Here is a 19,028-nt window from a genome sequence, read left to right on the forward strand (position 1 = left end):
CTGATCAGTGCTAAGTACGATGCAAAAAAAACAGCCAATTATGGCTGTTTTTTTTTAAAGGTTGATTTTGCTTATAGCTTACGGCATAAAGCCTAAAGCTTTAAGCTACTAAACATTTTTCTTCAAAAGGAACGCCATCCTCATCGATGGCAACTAATATTTTTTTCTGCTTTGAGGCCTCTAAAGTAAGATAAAGCCATGCGAACGACCACAATCCTAACGTCAAGCAAAAAATAATAAAATTCAAACTATGATTTACTACTTTTCCGCCTTTTGAAAGTACGGCAAAAAGTAATTCATCATTTCTTTCTTCCAGTGTAAATCCATTATGAACTTTGTTTGAGATCATATTTGAAAACACTTGCAAGCTTTGTTCTTGACTAAGTGGATTGCCTTTCATAATCATTAATTCATTTAAAAGATTAATCTAAATACTACTACACTACTTAACACTTTTCAGATCTCGAATAGTGCTTCAATCTCAATAAAACATAAGAATATCAACTTTTATTGCTTTATGAATGATATTTTTTATCAATGCTAGCAAATCGTTGCTAAATTCTCAGCTAAAGTTAGTTTTAATAAAATTAACTGCAAAGAAAATAAGTGTTAAAATTTCAAACTTAACAACTTAATATCAATATCTTAACTCTTATTCTTGACTTCAAAAGAAGGCGCTTCATAATCTGACTTCAAGTAATCAGCGGGAATTGTTGTGGTATTCCCGTCACGAAGTGAACTATAATGAGGCGACATAATTTCGATACCTGCTGCATTAAACGAATCTTGAATATTTTGATGCAGTGATGAATAAATTCTAGGCTGTTTTGTTGGTTCTTTGGTATAAACATTAATTTGGTAGGATACATAAAAATCATCCAGACTAGTCTGAAGAACAAATGGCGGGGGGGTCTGCTCAGCTAATTCTGTTTTTAGAGCCGCATCAATTAAAGCTTTGTGAATGTCTTTCCATGGCACATCATAACCAATAGTTACAGTTGTGTGAATAAGCAATCCATTTGTAGACTGTTTAGTGTTGGCAGAATAATTAGTAGAAGTACTGGATAAAACGGTGGCATTCGGAATTGTAATATCTTCAAACTTTGGCGTTCTTACTCGGGTGACCAAAGCCGTTTTTTCAATTACTTCTCCGCTAACATCTCCAATCTTTATAAAATCACCAATTTTGAATGGCCTCATGTATGTAATCACCAATCCGGCCACCATATTTGCAATAGCATTTGAAGAACCTAATGAAAATAAGATACCAACAAATACAGAAACACCTTTAAAAATATCTGAATCTGATCCTGGCAAATATGGAAAAATAATTACTAGCATAAAAGCAAACATCAAAAACCGAATAATATTAAATGTGGGCATGGCCCAATCATTGTAGAAACCATCAATTTTAATATTTTCATTTTTAATCTCTTCAAAAAAGAATTTAATAATTCTAACACTGAATCGGAAAATAATAATAATGACAATAATAGTAACCAAACTTGGCAGGAACCCAACAAATCCCATAACGGCCAATTTTGCAGGCGTTAATATCCATCGCAGCAAAGTTGTAGTGTAAACCTCTGTTGCAGGAAAAATACTGAACAAAACAGGAAGTGATAGGTAAACTATAAAAATTAATGCAATTACTTTTATAACACCAAATAATCGCATAATGAGAAACTGCTGTTTATGCGCCGCTAATAAATTGATATTATTGTACTTGACTCCTTTAAAATATCGGTCACTATTTTTTAGTATATAAAATTTTATCCAATTAAAAACTTTCGACACAAGATATAAAACCAAACCAATTATAAAAATCAGTAATGCTGTAAATCCAAGTCTTTTTGGGAGTTGCGAATGATTTTCGTTTTGATAAATAACTGCCTTTTTTATCGCATTAAGATTGCGGACAGCAATTTCTTTAGCCGATTTACTTTCTGAAGCTGCATCAGCATTTAAAACAGACATTAGTATTAAATCGCCTTTGTAAACAATATCAACACTAATATCAGAAGGAATAGCCTTTAACGAATCTGGAGCGAAAAGATCATTTTCATACAAAGATTTTATTTTCTCTGAAATTGCCTTGGCTCTATTTTCTGCAGAAAAAGAGCCTACTTTATTATAGACATAAAAAAGCGTGTCTTTAAAAGGAACAACAGGATATCCTTTGGGTTTTGACACTTTAGTCTCAATATTTGCATTTTGGGGCTTATCTTTTTGCGCAAATAAAAATGAGGAAAATAAAAGAATAGAAAACGCTAAAAAACAATTAAATTTATTCATCATAATTCATTAGAAATAAATTGGTTATCCTTTCTAACAAATATAAAAACAAAATTGATTGAAAAGTAAATTACTTTTCGTTTTCTAAAAGAAATCGTATTAAATTTTAATTCCTACTTTTTTCAATAAACTATCAATAACCTTATTAATGTCTGGCGATATTTTAAATTTATAATTCAGATACACGTATAAAATCGTAACCAAAATCGATTTTAAAGCAATACTAATTAATTGAAAAAATGGAAATTCCCAGAAATAAAACACTAAAAACAATGCAAACGTCAGCAATGCCGAATAGATTGTTTCTTTTGTAAAAGGATATAGATGAAGCTTTTTAACCACAAAAAGAAGTTTTGCCAAACTATATAAAGTTATAGAAAGCAATGTTGCGAATGCTGAACCAAAAATTCCGAAAATAGGAATAAAAATCATATTCAGAATCACAGTCAATACAACTAGCATTAATCCTAAATATAAAACCATTCGGTAATATTTAGTGTTAAAAATTATTGCATTATTATTGCCTAAAATAAGATCGAAATATTTAGATAGCCCAATCATAAATACAACTGCAATTCCGCCACTGTATTCCTTTGGAACCAATTCATAAAGCTGGCTGATATTCACAAAAATACATAACATGACAAACCCACCAACCATTTGCAGATTGATAGAAGTTTTTTTGTAAAGTGAATTCAATTCATCATGCTTATTTTCATGCATCAATTTTGCTGTAATTGGATACACAATTTGGTGCATTGCTCGGCTTGGAACTGAAATTACCAAAGCAATATAGGTTGCAACCGAATAATAAGCAATATTTTCAATTTTCATATATTGATTAAGCATCAGCTTGTCACCATCCAAAAGCAAATTGGCTACACTTCCTGAAAGAATAATATAAAATGTATATTCCATTACTGACTTTACATTCTCAGGAATTGTAATCTGGAAATTTGGTCTTTTGATATAAAACGCATAAAACATTGTTACCATGAAAGCCAGAAAATAAATCACTGCAGTAACATATACAAATTCAACCAATGAAATCCATTTAAAATACAAACCAATCAAAGCGATAGTCGAAAGCAGCCTTAAACCAACTTCTTTGATAAAATTTCCAAAAACCGAATGCATATGCACTCTCGCCCAGGCATAGAAAATTTCAAAATAGGCCATACAAATTCCGATAAATGGAATTAAAAGCATAAATTCTTTTACAACAGGATTTTCTTTTGATACAAAAGCAGTAATATCATCAAAAAAGAAAAGACCAATTATCCCTAACGGAATACACATCAAGATAGGGAAAAGCGCTGTAAACGACAAAAATTGCTCTCGCTCCTCTTCTGTTTTATATTGTGAATAGAATTTTACTAATGTGTTTTGCATCCCGATAGCAAACAAAGGCATAATAACATTTGCTGCCGAAGTAATATAATTTGTTAATGCGTAATAAGTTGCACCAAGAAAAACAGGATACAAATAAAGTGTATTGATGGCTCCAATTGCGAAACCTATATAGGTAATAATAGTATTTTTAAAAGATTGATTTAAGACAATACCCATTTTTGGATTTCTGAATTTAGATATTAGATTTTTGCAAAATTACGATTATTCACTAATCAATTGTGCTAATTGTTTTGTCAAGTTTTTTCGTGAATATTGTTGCAATCCAACACCATTAGACTGTAGTCTTCCCTCTAAAAATTGATTATAAAAGTCCAAAATTACACTTTTTAACTTCGCTTTTTCAGAATAATCAAAAAATACTCCTGTATTCGTTTCTGTAATAATAGCTGCAAAATCAGAACCTTGAGGTCCAATCGCAATAATTGGGCGGTTTGACACCATATATTCAAACAGTTTTCCAGGAATAATACTTTTCGTGTCTTCAGAATTAATTTCGATCAAAAGCAAAACCTGAGATTTCTTTTGATGAGCAATCGCCTCATTATGCGAAACATAACCTAAAAGATTCAAATAGTCATTCAATTTAAATTCTTCAATAGCATCTAAAACTTCCTGACTAACTGCGCCAATTAGCTTAATTTCTAAATGAGATTTAAAATCAGGAATTTCTTGAAGAAGTTCAACAAGGCTCTCCCACAAAAATCTAGGATTTCTCTCTGATAAAAAAGATCCAATATGTGCAAGCGTGAATTTCGTGTCCAAAGGCTGTTTTTCAACCTTTTCGATATCGTAACCATTTGTAATTACTGAAATTGGCTTATTTGTAATCGCTTGAAATTCAGCTTTTGTAGTTTTGCTTGTTACAATAATAGTATCTGCAGTGTTAAGTACTTTATGCTCGAGACTTTTATGTTTTTTTTCAGCATAAGATGATAAACGCAATGCTTTGTGATAGCCAATAGTTGTCCAAGGATCACGAAAATCTGCAAACCATTTTACATTTAATTTTTCTTTTAATTCTAAACCAATTAAATGAAGGCTATGTGGCGGTCCAGAGGTTACAATCGTATCGATATTATTTTCCTTGATGTATTTTTCAAGATAAGCAACAGAAGGTTTTACCCAAAAAACGCGGGCATCTGGAATAAAAAGATTACCACGAATCCAAAGGAAAGTTTTATCTAAAAATGTCTGCTTTTTTTTGTGTGGAAAAATACCCGAACTGATTTTCTTTGTCTTATTTTTTGAAAACACAGAAGCCAGCTGATAAGGCTCCCAGATCTTATTTTTAAGAACAATAACTTTATCTGATATTTCACTAACTAAACCTTCATCAACAATTGGATAAGTTGGATTTTCTGGAACATAAACAATCGGCTGAATACCAAAATCTGGCAGATATTTTACAAATTTCAGCCAACGCTGTACTCCCGGTCCTCCTGCTGGCGGAAAGTAATACGTAATAATTAAAAGCTTTTTTTGTTCCAATGAAAATTGTTTATTGTTTAAAGTAAAATTTATCTAAAAGTCATCTTTTTATAAACTCGATAAATGATATAAAATAAAAGCACGCAATTTAAAACTATCCAAAAATTATAAAATGCCCAGACAATTTTATACTCCGTTTTCATACTTGAATAACTAAAGTATTCTCCTTGACTTTTATCATAAAAGTCGTCATATCCCATCATATAGGTGCCGCAAAAAGCAAAAATCAACAAGTCGAAAATGATAAAGAGAATTATCTTTAGAATCTTAGAAGATCGCATTGAGCAATTTAAATCTTAAATTCGCTTTTGTTTCTATTAAGTTTTCTATTCTCAAAATAAATACCACCAGCTAAAAGCAACAACATTCCTATTGAACTTATTAAAGTAATTGTTCCTCCAGTTTTAATAACCTGTGGCTCAAACTTAAACTCAATTGTATGTTTTCCTCCAGGAACTTCCATTGCTCTTAAAACGTAATCAACAGGGAAATGGTCTGTCAACTGACCGTCAACATAAGCATTCCATCCGTTTTTATAATACATTTCAGAGAAAACAGCTAAACCATCTTTTTTGTTATCAGACTGATATTTAATATAATTTGGCTTATACTCCACAACTTTAATAGTTCCAGTTGTATCCCATTGCTTTTTCATGCGAGCATTTTTAAACTTCGCTTCATGTTCATGAACGTTAAAAACAGCTACTTTTTTAGTATCAATATGATCTAAAGCTTTCATCACATCGTCTGGCTTGTTCACTAATTTTAAATCACTTACAAACCAAGCATTTCCATTTGCTTCAGGATTTATTGTTGGAATCTGATTCCCTTCTTTATCAACCTGAATCACATACTTAACATTTAGCATATTAAGTATTTCTAGATTATTTTTAGCAATTTGGTAATCGTATAACTGCTGCATTCTTCTAGGTCTAACAGCACTGTAACCACCAATAGTTTTATGAAAATAAGAAGATCTTCCCTGCAATTGTCCCTGAAGATCAAATACGCGGTAAATTGATTTGTCTTCCAAAATCTTAGTATCGGCTGGAGTTTCTTGAAATGGAGCCGCAATTTGAACCGGGCTAACAAAATCTTTAGCAGAAACATATTTTCTATCTACAAAAAACAAGTCGAAAATCATTAAAATCCCAACAATAATCAATGTAGTTGTCTGTGAAAATTTGTTTTTAATAAAAAGCCATAAAATTCCAAAAGTTACCACAATAAAGAATCCTGAACGCAACAAATCAGCTGAATAAAGCGACATTCTATCTTCCTTTAAAGCATCAACAAAAGCTGGACCGTAACTTTCTAAATAACTTTTATCGTTCATTCCGGTAAAATGGAAGAAACTTTTTGCACATACTAATATCAATAAAATACCAAGCCCAAAAACTCCTGTTTGTACTAATGCTTTTTGCTGTAATTTAGGCTCATCTTTTGCTTTAAAAAATGACTGTAGACCCATAACTGCCAAGACAGGAAAACATAATTCCAGAATTACCTGTATTGATGATACAGCTCTAAACTTATCATACATTGGTACATATTCAATAAAAAAGTCTGTCAGTAATGAAAAGTTCTTTCCCCAAGAAAGTACCAAAGTAAATAATGCTCCTGAAAGGAAAACGTATTTTATTTTTCGGTCATCAATAAATAATGCTAAAACGGCTAAAAAGAAAACTACAACTCCAATATACGCAGGTGCAGAAACAATTGGCTGGTCTCCCCAATAAGTCGGCATTCCAGAAACAAAGTCTTGAGCCTGATCAGAAGGAACACCCTGCTCCATCATAAAGGAATACATACGACTGTCTGTACCAACATTTTCATGGCTTGAACCTCCAAAAATTCTTGGAGCAATTAAATTTAAACTTTCTGCAATTCCATAACTATATTCAGTGATATAATCTGTTGTCATTGCTGCTGTCGTCTCATTTTTAGTTCCGTCAGGATTAAAAGTCAGCTCGCTTTTATCACGAATACTGTACTTTGCATATTCGCTCGTTGCTAATAAATTTCCGGCATTGGCACCAATAGCAAAAATTCCTGCTACCATCAAAGTTCCAATCGAAATTAAAAGCGGTTTATATTCTTTGTCCTTTAAAAAATTAAAAGCAAAATAACCCGAAAGAATCAACAAGAAAATCAAAAGATAATACGTCATTTGAAAGTGGTTTGCATTAACTTCTAATGCAACTGCAAACATGGTGAGCAAACCTCCCCAGACATATTTTTTCTGAAAAACAAGTATAAATCCGGCAATAACAAGAGGCATATATGCGATTGCGTGCGCTTTTGCATTGTGCCCAACACCTAGAATAATAATTAAATAAGTAGAAAATCCAAACGCGATTGCACCTATAAAAGCTTTTAACGGATCTGTTTTTAAAACTAATAACAAACCATAAAAACCTAAGAAATATAGAAATAAGTAATCAGCTGGCCTTGGTAAAAAACGCAAAACATCATCAATTTTTCCAACAAAATCATTTGGATAATTTGCACCCAACTGATAGGTTGGCATTCCGCCAAAAGCAGAATTAGTCCAATAAGGCTCAGCGTGTTCAGCGGCTCTGAAGTCATTTTGCTCCTTTGCCATTCCGGTATATTGTGCAATATCTGACTGGAAGATTTGTTTTCCTTGCAGTAACGGATAAAAATAAATTAATGAAACGAGAATGAAGCCCAATACTACAAGGGCGTGCGGAATGAACTTATTTACTATTTTCAATTTTGGCAGGTTTGGTTAAATGATGAATCCTATTTTATCAGGATACAAACTTAATCTATTTCTTCGTAATCAACATAATCACCCACTTTTTTGGTCTCACGCGGGTTTTTAGCATTAGCAGTGTTAATGATTATTTCGTCATTATTATTATTTTGAGTTCTTTGCCATGAATTATCCTGGCTATATTGCTGTTGTTTCTGAAAATTTTCGCCTGCTTTTTCAACCGCTTTCTTTACCAATACTGGCAAAAAGATTCTAGCTAAAAATTTAAAAATATAATAAAACGCAATGATCCACATTATCGTTTTAAACAAATTTGTAAAAGATGCTTCTTGCATAACTATATAATTTTTGCCAAAATTAGTAAATCCGCTGTTTAAAATTAAAATATCAATCTTAAATAAATAATAAAATATAGTACATTTGAAATGCGTTATAACTTTTTAATCCAAAAATACATTTATGTTAAAAATTAAAAAATTATTTATCACAGCTCTTTTTTTTGTGCCCCATTTCTTTTTCGGACAATATACCGATGTAATCAATTCAAATCGTCCAGGTGAAACTATGTCAGCTTATGCCGTTGGAAAAACAGTAATTCAAGCCGAACTTGGTATTTACGGAATCAAAGAAAAACATGATTTATTAGATTATGATGCCAGTGGTTTTGGCACCGATTTTACACTTAGATACGGTGCTTTTCTAGAACAATTAGAATTTGTGCTTGATGTGCAATATCAAATGGAAAACTTTGATACTCCGTACACGAGCTACAAAAAAAACGATTTCAGACAAACCGTTTTAGGAGCTAAATATTTGATTTATGATCCTTATAAAAATTACAAAAGAGAAAACAATATTTACAGCTACAAAGCAAATCATGCGTTTAACTGGCATGAATTAATTCCAGCAGTTTCTATCTTTGCAGGAGCAAATTTTGTTGCCGCAGATAATCCATATTATTTTTCTGCACAAAGCGCCATTTCGCCTAAAGTAGCATTGGTAACTCAAAACTTATTTGGAGGAGGAAAATGGGTTTTTGTGACTAATATTATTGCAGATTATATTGGAACCGATTATCCTAGTTATGGATATATTTTAACTTTGACACATGGATTTAATGAAAAATGGTCCGGATTTATAGAAAACCAAGGATACAAAAGCGATTTTTATAGTGACGCAATTGTTCGTGGCGGTGCTGCTTATCTGCTTTCGACAAATATGCAGGTTGATGCTTCGATAAGTACAAACTTCAAAAATACACCGTCTGTATTATATGGTGGAATTGGTGTTTCTTGGCGCTATGATGGCTGGTACAAAGAAAAACTGACAGAAGTCAAAAACAAAGAAAAGGCAGATAAAAACGCTGACAATAAAAAAGAAGTTGACTATCAAGAAAAGGAAAGAAAACGAAAATCTAAATACGAATAAATTTTATAACTAGATCTCTGCAAAAAAGAGAATCTTATAATACCACCTTAATGATTACAATTAAAGAAGCCAAAACTAAAAAAGAATTAACTGAATATATAAAATTTACATTTTCACTTTATAAGGACAGCCCTTATTGGGTACCTCCTATTATTGCTGACGAACTGGAGTCTTTTGACAAAACAAAAAATCCTGCTTTTGATAACGCAGAAGCTTATTTTTATATCGCATATAAAAATAATGTAGCGGTTGGCCGTATTACGGCCATTATCAATTGGTCTGAGGTTAATAATCAACACAAAAGAAAAGTGCGTTTTGGCTGGTTTGATGTAATTGATGATATTGAAGTTACCAAAGCACTACTTGAAAAAGTATACGAATTAGGCCGAAAACATAATCTGGAGCATGCTGAAGGCCCTATGGGATTTTCAAATTTAGATAAAGTTGGTGTGCTGACAGAAGGTTACGACCAAGTTGGAACAATGATTACATGGTACAATCATCCTTACTATGTAACACATTTTGAACAGCTGGGTTTTCAAGTTGAAAAAGAATATATCGAAAGTATTTTCCCTTTTTCGAATGTAAAACCTGAGTTTTTTCAGAAAGCTGTAGTTTTAATTAAAAAGCGTTACGAACTGAGATCACTTACTTTTACTAAAACAAAAGACATTATGCCACATGTTGACAAAATGTTTGATTTGTTTAATGAATCCTACGAAAAACTGGCTTCATTTGTAGCGATTTCTGATGTTCAAAAAGAGTATTTTAAAAAGAAATACATCAGTTTTATCAATCCTGAATACATTAAGTTCGTGGTAGACAAAGATGATAATTTAGTTGCTTTTAGTATCGTAATGCCAAGTTTTACAGAGGCTTTGCAAAAAATAAAAGGAAAATTATTTCCGTTTGGCTTTCTGCAATTATTAAAAGCCAAAAAACACAGCAAAGATGTTGTTTTTTACTTAATTGGTGTTCATCCTGATTATCAAAACAAAGGTGTAACAGCATTAATTTTTGATGAATATTACAAAACTTTTTCAGAAAAAGGAATCAGAAACTGCATTAGAACTCCTGAATTATTAGAAAATAATGCGATTCATTTGTTATGGAAAAACTTTGATCCAAAAATTCACTGCCAAAGAAAAACGTATTTGAAGAACTTGTAAAATAGTGGTCAGTACGCAGTTTTGAGTGTTCAGTTTAAAAAATAATAAAGATGGATTAAACAAATTAAAATCCGAAAACTAAAACATAAAAAAATCCATTCGCCCCCAAACGAATGGATTTTTCAATTATAACCTATATTTATTCTACTTTTATTTATTCTACTTTGCAGTCCACTTTAGTCAAAGTGTTTTTTGCGTCAAATTTTAATTTTGACTTATCTTTAAAAGTAACTCTATCATTTGTCGAAACTACATCTCCATATCCCTCTATTAAAGTTCCGTCCTTTTGAAGAAAGACAACTTCTCTTACTGATGAAACTCCCTCAGAAATAAATGTGTAATCACCAACTAGTGTGTCCCCTTTCATATTACCTACTAAAGTTCCTTCGTTTTTATCTTTTCCCGTTAAATTATAGCTCAGTTTTCCGTTGACTTCTTGATGTGAATTCACGTTGAAACTTATTGCAACGATATATCCATTTAACCTCGAAGCATAACATTGATCTCCTGCAGGTTCAACAATTTCAGCTTCTTTTGGCGCTTTTGGCTCAATTTGAACTGGTTCAGTATCAGTTGCTTTTTTACAGGAAATAAGAACCGTTAAAACAAGTGTTGTTATTATTAATACTTTTTTCATAATTCGTTATTTTTATTTTGTTGATTATAAGATAAAGTTACTTCAAATAAAAAAAAATCCATTCGTATAACGAATGGATTTTTTTACATAATTCCCACTTAAGAGAATATTTTTTTTGGCAATTAAGCGTCTAAATCAACAGTAGTTTTACTAGCAATTTCTTTATATGTACCATTTTCTAACTTTTCACGAATTGCTTCAAATGCCGTTAATGTTTCATCAATATCACTTAAAGTATGTGAAGTTGTTGGAATCATTCTCAACAAGATAATCCCTTTAGGAATTACCGGATAAATAACAATAGACAAGAAAATACCGTAGTTTTCTCTTAAATCATTTACCATTACCATTGCTTCCGGAACACTTCCTTCTAAATAAACTGGTGTTACACAAGTATTTGTGTCACCAATATTGAAGTTTCTAGAACGCAATCCGTTTTGTAATGCATTAACGTTTTCCCAAAGCTTGTCTTTCAATTCAGGGTGATTACGCAATAATTCTAAACGTTTCAAAGAACCAATTGTCTGAATCATTGGCAATGCTTTTGCAAACATTTGAGAACGTAAATTATATTTTAAATAATCAATTATGTCTTGATCTGCGGCTATAAATGCTCCAATGTTAGCCATTGATTTTGCAAAAGTTGAAAAGTAAACATCAATGCCATCTTGAACTCCCTGCTCCTCACCTGCTCCAGCACCTGTTTTACCAAGAGTACCAAAACCGTGTGCATCATCAACCAATAATCTGAAATTATATTTTTCTTTTAATGCAACAATTTCTTTCAATTTTCCTTGCTGGCCTCTCATTCCGAAAACACCTTCTGTAATAAAAAGAATACCACCACCTGTTTCTTCGGCCATTTTAGTAGCACGCTGCAGGTTTTTTTCCATACTTTCAAGATCATTGTGTCTGTATGTAAAACGTTTACCCATATGCAAACGAACACCATCAATGATACAAGCATGCGAATCTACATCGTAAACAATGATATCATTTTTAGTAACTAAAGCATCGATTGTAGAAACCATTCCTTGGTAACCAAAATTCAATAAATAAGCAGCTGGCTTCATTACAAATTCAGCTAGTTCATTTTCTAATTGTTCATGGTATTTAGTATGACCAGACATCATACGAGCTCCCATTGGGTAAGCTGCGCCAAATTCTTTTGCTGCATCAATATCGGCTTGACGAACTTCTGGGTGATTTGCAAGACCTAAATAGTCGTTAATACTCCAGTTTAAAATATTTTTTCCACCAAACTGCATTCTCGGACCAAGTTCACCTTCTAATTTAGGAAATACAAAATAACCCTCAGCTTGTGAAGCCCATTTTCCTAATGGTCCTTTATTGTTCTGAATTCTTTCGAATAAATCTTTTACCATAAATATATTTTGAAGTAATAATTTTATTTATACAGGGTGCAAAAATAATGATTATTAATTTAAAATGAAGAACCACTATTATTTTTATTGAAAATAATTCATCTTGCTATATTTAACAAGATTAAACCTATAATACATCTCCAAACCTTTATAATTTAGGCATATAGTTGTTTTCAAATCATGATTTTTATCATAATAAAAGATAAAATAGTCTTTTATTTTTGATTTTGATTAAAACCCTAGTAAAACCAAATATTATGAAAAACAAAAAAGACATTTCGATGAAAATGAGACTGTTTGCATGCCTTATTTTTAGTGCCTTGTTTCTAACAAGCTGTAAAAAAGAAGAAAGCGTTAATTATGAAAACATTATGACTAAAGGAGAGATGAGCGCTGAGCTGACTTCTCCTCCTCACGTACCAAAACCAATTGGAAACAGACCCGCCATGAAACTTAAATTAAACATGGAAATTAGGGAAAAAGAAGGAACAATGACCGATGGTGTTAAATATACCTATTGGACATTTGGAGGTTCGGTACCGGGAAGTTTCATTAGAACACGTGTTGGCGATGAAGTAGAATTTCACTTAAAAAACCATCCAGACAATAAACTGCCTCATAATATTGATTTACACGCCGTAACAGGTCCAGGCGGAGGCGCAACTTCTTCTCTCGTAGCTCCGGGACATGAAAAGGTATTCAGTTTTAAAGTGATAAATCCAGGATTGTATGTATATCATTGCGCAACTGCTCCTGTGGGAATGCATATTGCAAACGGAATGTACGGATTAATTTTGGTTGAACCAGAAGGCGGACTTCCGCCTGTTGATAAAGAATATTATGTAATGCAGGGTGATTTTTACACTCAAGGTGAATATGGCGCAAAAGGACTTCAGCCTTTTGACATGAATAAAGCAGTTAAAGAAACTCCTGATTATGTTGTATTCAATGGAAAAGTAGGATCTCTTACTAATGGAAATGAATTAACTGCTAAAGTAGGCGAAACGGTACGTTTGTTTGTTGGAAACGGCGGACCAAACTTGGTTTCTTCTTTCCATGTTATTGGTGAAATATTTGACAATGTTCATATTGAAGGCGGAAGCACAATAAATCATAATGTACAGACTACTTTAATTCCGGCCGGCGGATCTGCAATTGTTGATTTTAAAGTTGAAACTCCAGGAACTTTTATTCTTGTAGATCATTCCATTTTTAGAGCATTCAACAAAGGCGCTTTGGGAATGCTGAAAGTAGAAGGAAACGAAAACAAAAACATTTATTCGGGAACAATTCAGGAAGGTATTTATTTGCCTGAAGGTGGAACAATTCAAAAAATGCCGGACAATGCTCCTGCAAAAGTGACAGTTCCTAAACGTACGGCAGCAGAAAAAATAAAAATTGGCAAAGAAATTTTTGGAACAACTTGTTTTGCCTGTCATCAATCTGAAGGACAAGGAATTCCAAGCACTTTCCCTCCTCTGGCAAAATCAGATTATTTAAATGCCGATTCTAAACGTGCAATCAAAACAATTTTACATGGTTTAACTGGCGAAGTTACTGTTAATGGCAAAAAATATAATAACGTAATGCCATCTCAGAATTTATCTGATGATGAAATCGCCAATGTACTGACCTATATTTATAGCAGCTGGGGAAATAATAAAACTGAAGTTACACCAGAAATGGTAAAAGCATTAAGATAAACAGCAAACAAGCAGCATGAAAAAATACATTTTCATACTAACGCTCTTTTTCTCTATGTTCAGTGTCATGAAGGCCCAGGAAAAAGGAATGGTTTTCATAAAAGAGGGATCTTTTGTCCCTCTTTATGGATCCATTTCTAAAAATCCTGTTGAAGTAAAGTCATTTTACATGGATGTTTATCCTGTAACGAATAGTCAGTTTTTAGCGTTTGTAAAAAAGAATCCTTCGTATAGAAAATCAAAAATTAAAGGAATTTTTGGTGATAAAAGCTATTTGTCTTATTGGACAGCTGATCTTGATTTTGGAAATGCAAAACCAAATTCTCCTGTGACAAGTGTTTCTTGGTTTGCTGCCAAAAAATACTGCGAATGCGAAGGAAAGCGCTTAGCAACAATGGATGAATGGGAATATGCCGCAATGGCCGACACGAAAAAAATTGATGCAAGAACCAAAAAAGAATTCAACGAATATATTCTCTCTTGGTACGAAAAATCAAAAACCTACGAAAATGAAATTGGAAAAACGTTCAAAAATTATTGGGGCGTTTACGACATGCATGGATTAGTCTGGGAATGGACAGCCGACTTTAACAGCATTTTTTTATCGGGAGAATCAAGAAAAGACAAAAGCAATGACAAAAACCTTTTCTGCGGCGGTGCATCGGTAAACGCAACCGATTTGATGGATTATGCTGCTTTTATGCGTTATGCATTTCGAGGAAGTCTAAAAGCGCAATATTCAACACGAAATCTTGGTTTTAGATGCGCCAGTACAGCTAAACCGAAGATCTAAATTAAATTAATTCACAATGAAAAAAATAACAATCGCTTTTCTTGCTCTTACATTATCATTTTACAGTTGCAAAAAGGCCGAAAGCAAAACGGAAACAAAAAAGGAAATCAGTGATTTATCTATTTACAATCTGCCTTCAAAATGGACAACGCAAAATGGAAAAGATATCGAACTAAAATCGCTTAGAGGAAATGTTTTGGTTATGGTAATGATTTACACAAGTTGCAAAGCTGCATGCCCACGATTGGTTGCTGATATGCGCGACATCGAATCTAAACTAGATAAAAAGTACAAACAAAACGTAAGACTTATTTTAGTCAGTATTGATCCGAAAACAGATACTCCGGAAAGATTAAAATCTTTTGCAATTGAAAATAAAATGAATCAGGATCCTTGGCTTTTCCTTCGTTCAACAGAAGAAAACACAAGAGAATTTGCAGCAGTTCTGGCTGTAAACTACAAACAGATTTCTCCAATTGATTTTTCGCATTCTAATATTATCAGTGTTTTTAATCCAGAAGGAGAATTAATTTTTCAGCAGGAGGGTTTAGGCGTGAATAACGAAAAAACCATACAAACAATAAATCAGGAAGCAGCAAAAATATAGAACTTTAAATAGGTTGATTAGTAAGAAGCAAGAGCAGATTTAGTAATAAATTGGCTCTTGTTTTTTGTTTATAATAGATGCCATAATTAAACTTAACCCTAAAACCAAAAGCAAACTGAAAACTAAAATACTTTGATAATAAAATGTAATTTTTCCTTTTGCAAAGAAGAAAAGCCAGCCTTGCAAAAAAAGAAGTACTTCGGTGGCAATATATCCTAAAATAAAACACTTCACTCCTATTTTTAATATTGAAGAATGGGCAGGCAGTATTTTATTCTGAAGCAATAATCCGAACACGAATCCGGTTATAATTCCCAGAGTTGTTAAATGAATAAATCCGATTACAAAATTTCTAATTTGATGCGAAACTTCAGCCAGATTCGGAAAAATGGTAAGCAATTGAATTCCGACTTTCAAAAACAAAGAACACAGTGCTAAACCGTAAACTATTTTTGTGTTTTTATCTAAAGTACTTTTAAAATAACCCTTTTGAGGTTTTAGCATTTTATAAAAATAAATAAAAGCTCCTACTTGCGTTAGAACTCCCAAAGCATTGCTATAATTCAAAATATTATTTTTGACAAACCAACGTATTGGAAAAGCAACCGTCAACAATGTCGAAACAATCATTAAAAGATAAAACTTATTAAACCTTGTCTTATCAATTTTATCTTGAAATTGTTTTAAAAAAAGAGCTAAAATCGCCAGTATAAACCAGCCATTAAATTGAAAGTGCAAGAAAAACTGAATCGCAATCTGGTAAAAAGCGCTTTGTTTTCCTAATGTACTTACTGCCGGACCTAAACACCAAACGCCACAAGTTGATAAAACCATAAACAGAATTGAAGCTAGCAAAAGTCTTTGTGCTGGAGATTTTTCATTCGAACAATCCTTCCAAACCAAACGGCAAAAAACATAACTCAGTAAAATATGTATTGTCGAAAAAAGGATTGAAAACAAAGCGTATCCCTTTATTGGGAAAGCAATCATCATTCCAATAACCGAAAACTCTGTCAGCCAAAACAAACGATTATAAATTGACTTTTGACTTTTTTCTTTCGGAATAAAAAAACGGACAATTAAAACATAAATGATCAAATAAACCCAGCCCAGCATAGCCACATGCGAATGCGCATGAAGCAGAAAACTATAATTTAAAAAATCTATTGAAAAAAGATGCATCAACCGCATTATTAATCCGAAAACACAGGCAATCAGAAAATTAAAAAAACAGCAAATAATCCAAGATTTTTGAGAATTCATATTGTGATTTTTTAAACAAATCGAATAATTATAAAACTATATAAGTAATATAAGTTCATTTCAGCAAACCTTAAAATTTCTGATATTGTATATATGGTTCAAAACATTACTTCAAATAAAAAAACACCGATAGCTATCATTTTCAGATGGATTATCGGTGCTTTTCGAACTATTAAAATTAATTTACTCTACTTCAACAAAGTCTTTTTCTAAAACAACCGCTTTTGGAAATAAGATATTATTTTCAAGATGAATGTGTTTGTGCAAATCTTCTTCAAACTCTTTCAGCATTGCAAACGTTACTCTGTAAGTTGTACAAGCATCTGCGGGCGGTGTGTAATTATTTGTCAATTCGGCAATTGCTCTAAAACGTTCCCCTTCATTGTCATGTTCGTTCATCATCATGGCAATAGGATTTGAAACGGTTCCAAAAGAAGGCTGGTGCAAAATTCCGTCAGATTCTTTCGTTTTTACCATTCGTTTTACAAAAGGAAATAAAACCAATTCTTCTTTTTTCATATGTTGTGATAATTCTCCGGCACATCCAATAAACAATTCATTAATCTTGAATAATTCTGGATGACTTGCACCATGAACTTTGCACAATTTATCTAGAAACGGAAGCAATACATTTGTTTTTTCTTCTACATAACGGTGATGCGTTTTTTCAATATAATCTGCTAATAAATCTAAAGGCCAAGAATTAAAATCGATATTTCCCTGATTTTCTGATTGCATAACCTGAAGAACATTTTCCAACAAAGCATCTGCATCTATATTTTGTTTTTCACAGACTTCGGCAACAGTTCTGTTTCCTTTGCAGCAGAAATCTATTTTATAATTAGAGAAAACTGCAGCTGTTCTAAAATCTTCAGCAACGAATGATCCGATTGTTTTGTTTTTTAAATTTTCCATGATAATCTATTTTTAAAATTTTGTTTTATTTTTCTTTTTTGGTTTTAATAAAAGACAATTTTATCTTTTATTAGTATTTAAAAAAACTCCAAGCCAAAACGGAATTGGAGTTTTATTATTTATTCAACAATTAATACTCCTTTCATCATAGCTACGTGGCCAGGAAAAGAGCAAACGAACTTGTAAGTTCCTTTTTTATCAATTGTAAACTCGATTGTATCCTCTTCGCCTCCACCTAATAACTTCGTATGAGCAATAATTGAAGCTTTTTCAGATTCCGGAATATAATCTGTAGCTTTTGCTTCATTCGCTTTAAGCGCAAAAGCAGCTTCATCTGTTCCTTCTTGAAGAATTACTAAGTTATGTCCCATTGCTTCTTTTGGGATTTTACCAACGTGTTTTAGCGTCAGTTTTATTGGTTTTCCGGCAACTGCTTTTAATTCATTTACATTGTACTGCATTTGGTCATTTCCTTCAATAACCAATACATTTTCTTCAGTCGATGCAGTTGTTGGAGCTGGTTCTCCTTCTGTAGAAGTTTCCGTTTGTTCTTCTGCCGGAGCAGTTTCTTTTTTACCGCAAGAAGTTATTGTTAAAAATCCCATTAGGATCAATAGTGAAATTTTGGTTTTTGTATTCATTTTTTGTAATTTATAAATATTAATCTTTTGTATTAAATGTTATTCCATATTTAATGTTTTCAGAAAAAAATCTCCAGATTTTACTCCAGAAGCAAGCTGTTCTAAAGTTGTTTTTGAAAGCATTTCTAAAAGCAGACTTCTAATTTTTTTAAATTCATGATGAACCGGACAAGGATGCTCTTCAGAACATTCTTTTAATCCAATGCCGCATCCGCTATAAATTTTATCTCCATCAATAGCATCAACTATTTGGATCAGTTTAATGGATTTTAGCGCTTCGTTTGAAACTTCAAATCCTCCTCCAACTCCTTTAGCCGAATGGATGATTCCATTTTTAGTCAAAATCTGCATAATCTTGGCTGTAAAGGGCTCTGGTGAATCAATTTCTTTGGCAACATCTTTTATACCGACTCTGATTCCTTTTGAAGAATTGGCAGCAATAAAAATAGAAGCTCTAATTCCGTACTCACACGCTTTTGAAAACATATATTAATTCATTAATTCCAAACAAAGATATGCAGTTTTATAATAAAAGACAAATTTATCTTTAA

The 19,028-nt window shown here is 32.3% G+C and carries 17 protein-coding genes; 5 read left to right on the forward strand and 12 right to left on the reverse strand.

Annotated features, from left to right (window positions below; all coding sequences use genetic code 11):
* Positions 1 to 100: 100 nt before the first annotated feature.
* From EV145_RS09360 to EV145_RS09385, 6 genes are all read right to left on the reverse strand, one after another.
* Positions 101 to 400: a hypothetical protein gene (locus EV145_RS09360; RefSeq protein WP_133524953.1), complete on the reverse strand. Its 300-nt coding sequence runs from the start codon at positions 398 to 400 to the stop codon at positions 101 to 103.
* Between the two features lie 245 nt (positions 401 to 645).
* A complete protein-coding gene (locus EV145_RS09365; RefSeq protein ID WP_243739240.1) occupies positions 646 to 2,193 on the reverse strand; it encodes a mechanosensitive ion channel family protein in 1,548 nt (515 codons plus the stop codon).
* A 201-nt stretch (positions 2,194 to 2,394) separates the two neighbouring features.
* On the reverse strand, positions 2,395 to 3,864 hold the full coding sequence (locus tag EV145_RS09370; RefSeq protein ID WP_133524955.1) for a lipopolysaccharide biosynthesis protein: 1,470 nt from the start codon (positions 3,862 to 3,864) through the stop codon (positions 2,395 to 2,397).
* 45 nt (positions 3,865 to 3,909) lie between these two features.
* Positions 3,910 to 5,196: a glycosyltransferase family 4 protein gene (locus EV145_RS09375; RefSeq protein WP_133524956.1), complete on the reverse strand. Its 1,287-nt coding sequence runs from the start codon at positions 5,194 to 5,196 to the stop codon at positions 3,910 to 3,912.
* 289 nt (positions 5,197 to 5,485) lie between these two features.
* Positions 5,486 to 7,933 carry a YfhO family protein gene (locus EV145_RS09380; RefSeq protein ID WP_133524957.1) on the reverse strand — a complete coding sequence of 816 codons (2,448 nt, stop codon included), beginning with the start codon at positions 7,931 to 7,933 and terminating at the stop codon, positions 5,486 to 5,488.
* 50 nt (positions 7,934 to 7,983) lie between these two features.
* Positions 7,984 to 8,271, reverse strand: coding sequence for a DUF4834 family protein (locus EV145_RS09385; RefSeq protein ID WP_133524958.1), 288 nt, complete (start codon positions 8,269 to 8,271; stop codon positions 7,984 to 7,986).
* Between the two features lie 124 nt (positions 8,272 to 8,395).
* Between EV145_RS09385 and EV145_RS09390 the strand changes: the two genes are divergently transcribed.
* Both EV145_RS09390 and EV145_RS09395 read left to right on the forward strand, forming a co-directional pair.
* Positions 8,396 to 9,364: a transporter gene (locus EV145_RS09390; RefSeq protein ID WP_133524959.1), complete on the forward strand. Its 969-nt coding sequence runs from the start codon at positions 8,396 to 8,398 to the stop codon at positions 9,362 to 9,364.
* Between the two features lie 50 nt (positions 9,365 to 9,414).
* Complete coding sequence (locus EV145_RS09395) at positions 9,415 to 10,533, forward strand: GNAT family N-acetyltransferase (RefSeq protein ID WP_133524960.1); 1,119 nt, start codon at positions 9,415 to 9,417, stop codon at positions 10,531 to 10,533.
* Between the two features lie 154 nt (positions 10,534 to 10,687).
* Here EV145_RS09395 and EV145_RS09400 read toward each other — a convergent pair whose 3' ends face one another.
* Entirely contained in the window at positions 10,688 to 11,170 is a 483-nt protein-coding gene (locus tag EV145_RS09400) for a hypothetical protein (RefSeq protein ID WP_133524961.1), read from the reverse strand.
* Between the two features lie 122 nt (positions 11,171 to 11,292).
* Positions 11,293 to 12,555, reverse strand: coding sequence for an aminotransferase class I/II-fold pyridoxal phosphate-dependent enzyme (locus EV145_RS09405; protein WP_133524962.1), 1,263 nt, complete (start codon positions 12,553 to 12,555; stop codon positions 11,293 to 11,295).
* Between the two features lie 257 nt (positions 12,556 to 12,812).
* Here EV145_RS09405 and nirK point away from each other — a divergent pair, with 257 nt between their 5' ends.
* The 3 genes from nirK to EV145_RS09420 are packed head-to-tail and all read left to right on the forward strand — an operon-like array spanning position 12,813 to position 15,658.
* Positions 12,813 to 14,258, forward strand: a complete 1,446-nt coding sequence (nirK, locus tag EV145_RS09410; RefSeq protein ID WP_133524963.1) for a copper-containing nitrite reductase — start codon at positions 12,813 to 12,815, stop codon at positions 14,256 to 14,258.
* A 16-nt stretch (positions 14,259 to 14,274) separates the two neighbouring features.
* Positions 14,275 to 15,051: a formylglycine-generating enzyme family protein gene (locus tag EV145_RS09415; RefSeq protein ID WP_133524964.1), complete on the forward strand. Its 777-nt coding sequence runs from the start codon at positions 14,275 to 14,277 to the stop codon at positions 15,049 to 15,051.
* A gap of 16 nt (positions 15,052 to 15,067) precedes the next feature.
* Complete coding sequence (locus tag EV145_RS09420) at positions 15,068 to 15,658, forward strand: SCO family protein (protein WP_133524965.1); 591 nt, start codon at positions 15,068 to 15,070, stop codon at positions 15,656 to 15,658.
* Between the two features lie 39 nt (positions 15,659 to 15,697).
* On the opposite strand, the gene EV145_RS09425 is transcribed toward EV145_RS09420, so the two are convergent.
* The 4 genes from EV145_RS09425 to EV145_RS09440 all read right to left on the reverse strand — a co-directional run bounded on the left by EV145_RS09425 (position 15,698) and on the right by EV145_RS09440 (position 18,963).
* The gene (locus EV145_RS09425; protein ID WP_133524966.1) at positions 15,698 to 16,921 is read right to left on the reverse strand and encodes a hypothetical protein; all 1,224 of its coding nucleotides are present in this window, start codon (positions 16,919 to 16,921) and stop codon (positions 15,698 to 15,700) included.
* Between the two features lie 183 nt (positions 16,922 to 17,104).
* Positions 17,105 to 17,836, reverse strand: a complete 732-nt coding sequence (gene ric / locus EV145_RS09430) for an iron-sulfur cluster repair di-iron protein (RefSeq protein ID WP_133524967.1) — start codon at positions 17,834 to 17,836, stop codon at positions 17,105 to 17,107.
* Between the two features lie 119 nt (positions 17,837 to 17,955).
* Entirely contained in the window at positions 17,956 to 18,477 is a 522-nt protein-coding gene (gene azu / locus EV145_RS09435; RefSeq protein WP_133524968.1) for an azurin, read from the reverse strand.
* 39 nt (positions 18,478 to 18,516) lie between these two features.
* A complete protein-coding gene (locus tag EV145_RS09440) occupies positions 18,517 to 18,963 on the reverse strand; it encodes an RrF2 family transcriptional regulator (protein WP_133524969.1) in 447 nt (148 codons plus the stop codon).
* Positions 18,964 to 19,028: the final 65 nt, after the last annotated feature.

Source organism: Flavobacterium sp. 245 (genome assembly GCF_004362055.1).
Classification (GTDB): domain Bacteria; phylum Bacteroidota; class Bacteroidia; order Flavobacteriales; family Flavobacteriaceae; genus Flavobacterium.

What these genes read in the sequence shown, in the direction of transcription:
- EV145_RS09360 (WP_133524953.1), bottom strand. Translation starts at nt 400, where the DNA reads ATGAAAGGCAATCCACTTAGTCAAGAACAAAGCTTGCAAGTGTTTTCA.
- EV145_RS09370 (WP_133524955.1), bottom strand. Translation starts at nt 3,864, where the DNA reads ATGGGTATTGTCTTAAATCAATCTTTTAAAAATACTATTATTACCTAT.
- EV145_RS09385 (WP_133524958.1), bottom strand. Translation starts at nt 8,271, where the DNA reads ATGCAAGAAGCATCTTTTACAAATTTGTTTAAAACGATAATGTGGATC.
- EV145_RS09390 (WP_133524959.1), top strand. Translation starts at nt 8,396, where the DNA reads ATGTTAAAAATTAAAAAATTATTTATCACAGCTCTTTTTTTTGTGCCC.
- EV145_RS09395 (WP_133524960.1), top strand. Translation starts at nt 9,415, where the DNA reads ATGATTACAATTAAAGAAGCCAAAACTAAAAAAGAATTAACTGAATAT.
- EV145_RS09400 (WP_133524961.1), bottom strand. Translation starts at nt 11,170, where the DNA reads ATGAAAAAAGTATTAATAATAACAACACTTGTTTTAACGGTTCTTATT.
- EV145_RS09405 (WP_133524962.1), bottom strand. Translation starts at nt 12,555, where the DNA reads ATGGTAAAAGATTTATTCGAAAGAATTCAGAACAATAAAGGACCATTA.
- nirK (WP_133524963.1), top strand. Translation starts at nt 12,813, where the DNA reads ATGAAAAACAAAAAAGACATTTCGATGAAAATGAGACTGTTTGCATGC.
- EV145_RS09415 (WP_133524964.1), top strand. Translation starts at nt 14,275, where the DNA reads ATGAAAAAATACATTTTCATACTAACGCTCTTTTTCTCTATGTTCAGT.
- EV145_RS09420 (WP_133524965.1), top strand. Translation starts at nt 15,068, where the DNA reads ATGAAAAAAATAACAATCGCTTTTCTTGCTCTTACATTATCATTTTAC.
- EV145_RS09425 (WP_133524966.1), bottom strand. Translation starts at nt 16,921, where the DNA reads ATGAATTCTCAAAAATCTTGGATTATTTGCTGTTTTTTTAATTTTCTG.
- ric (WP_133524967.1), bottom strand. Translation starts at nt 17,836, where the DNA reads ATGGAAAATTTAAAAAACAAAACAATCGGATCATTCGTTGCTGAAGAT.
- azu (WP_133524968.1), bottom strand. Translation starts at nt 18,477, where the DNA reads ATGAATACAAAAACCAAAATTTCACTATTGATCCTAATGGGATTTTTA.
- EV145_RS09440 (WP_133524969.1), bottom strand. Translation starts at nt 18,963, where the DNA reads ATGTTTTCAAAAGCGTGTGAGTACGGAATTAGAGCTTCTATTTTTATT.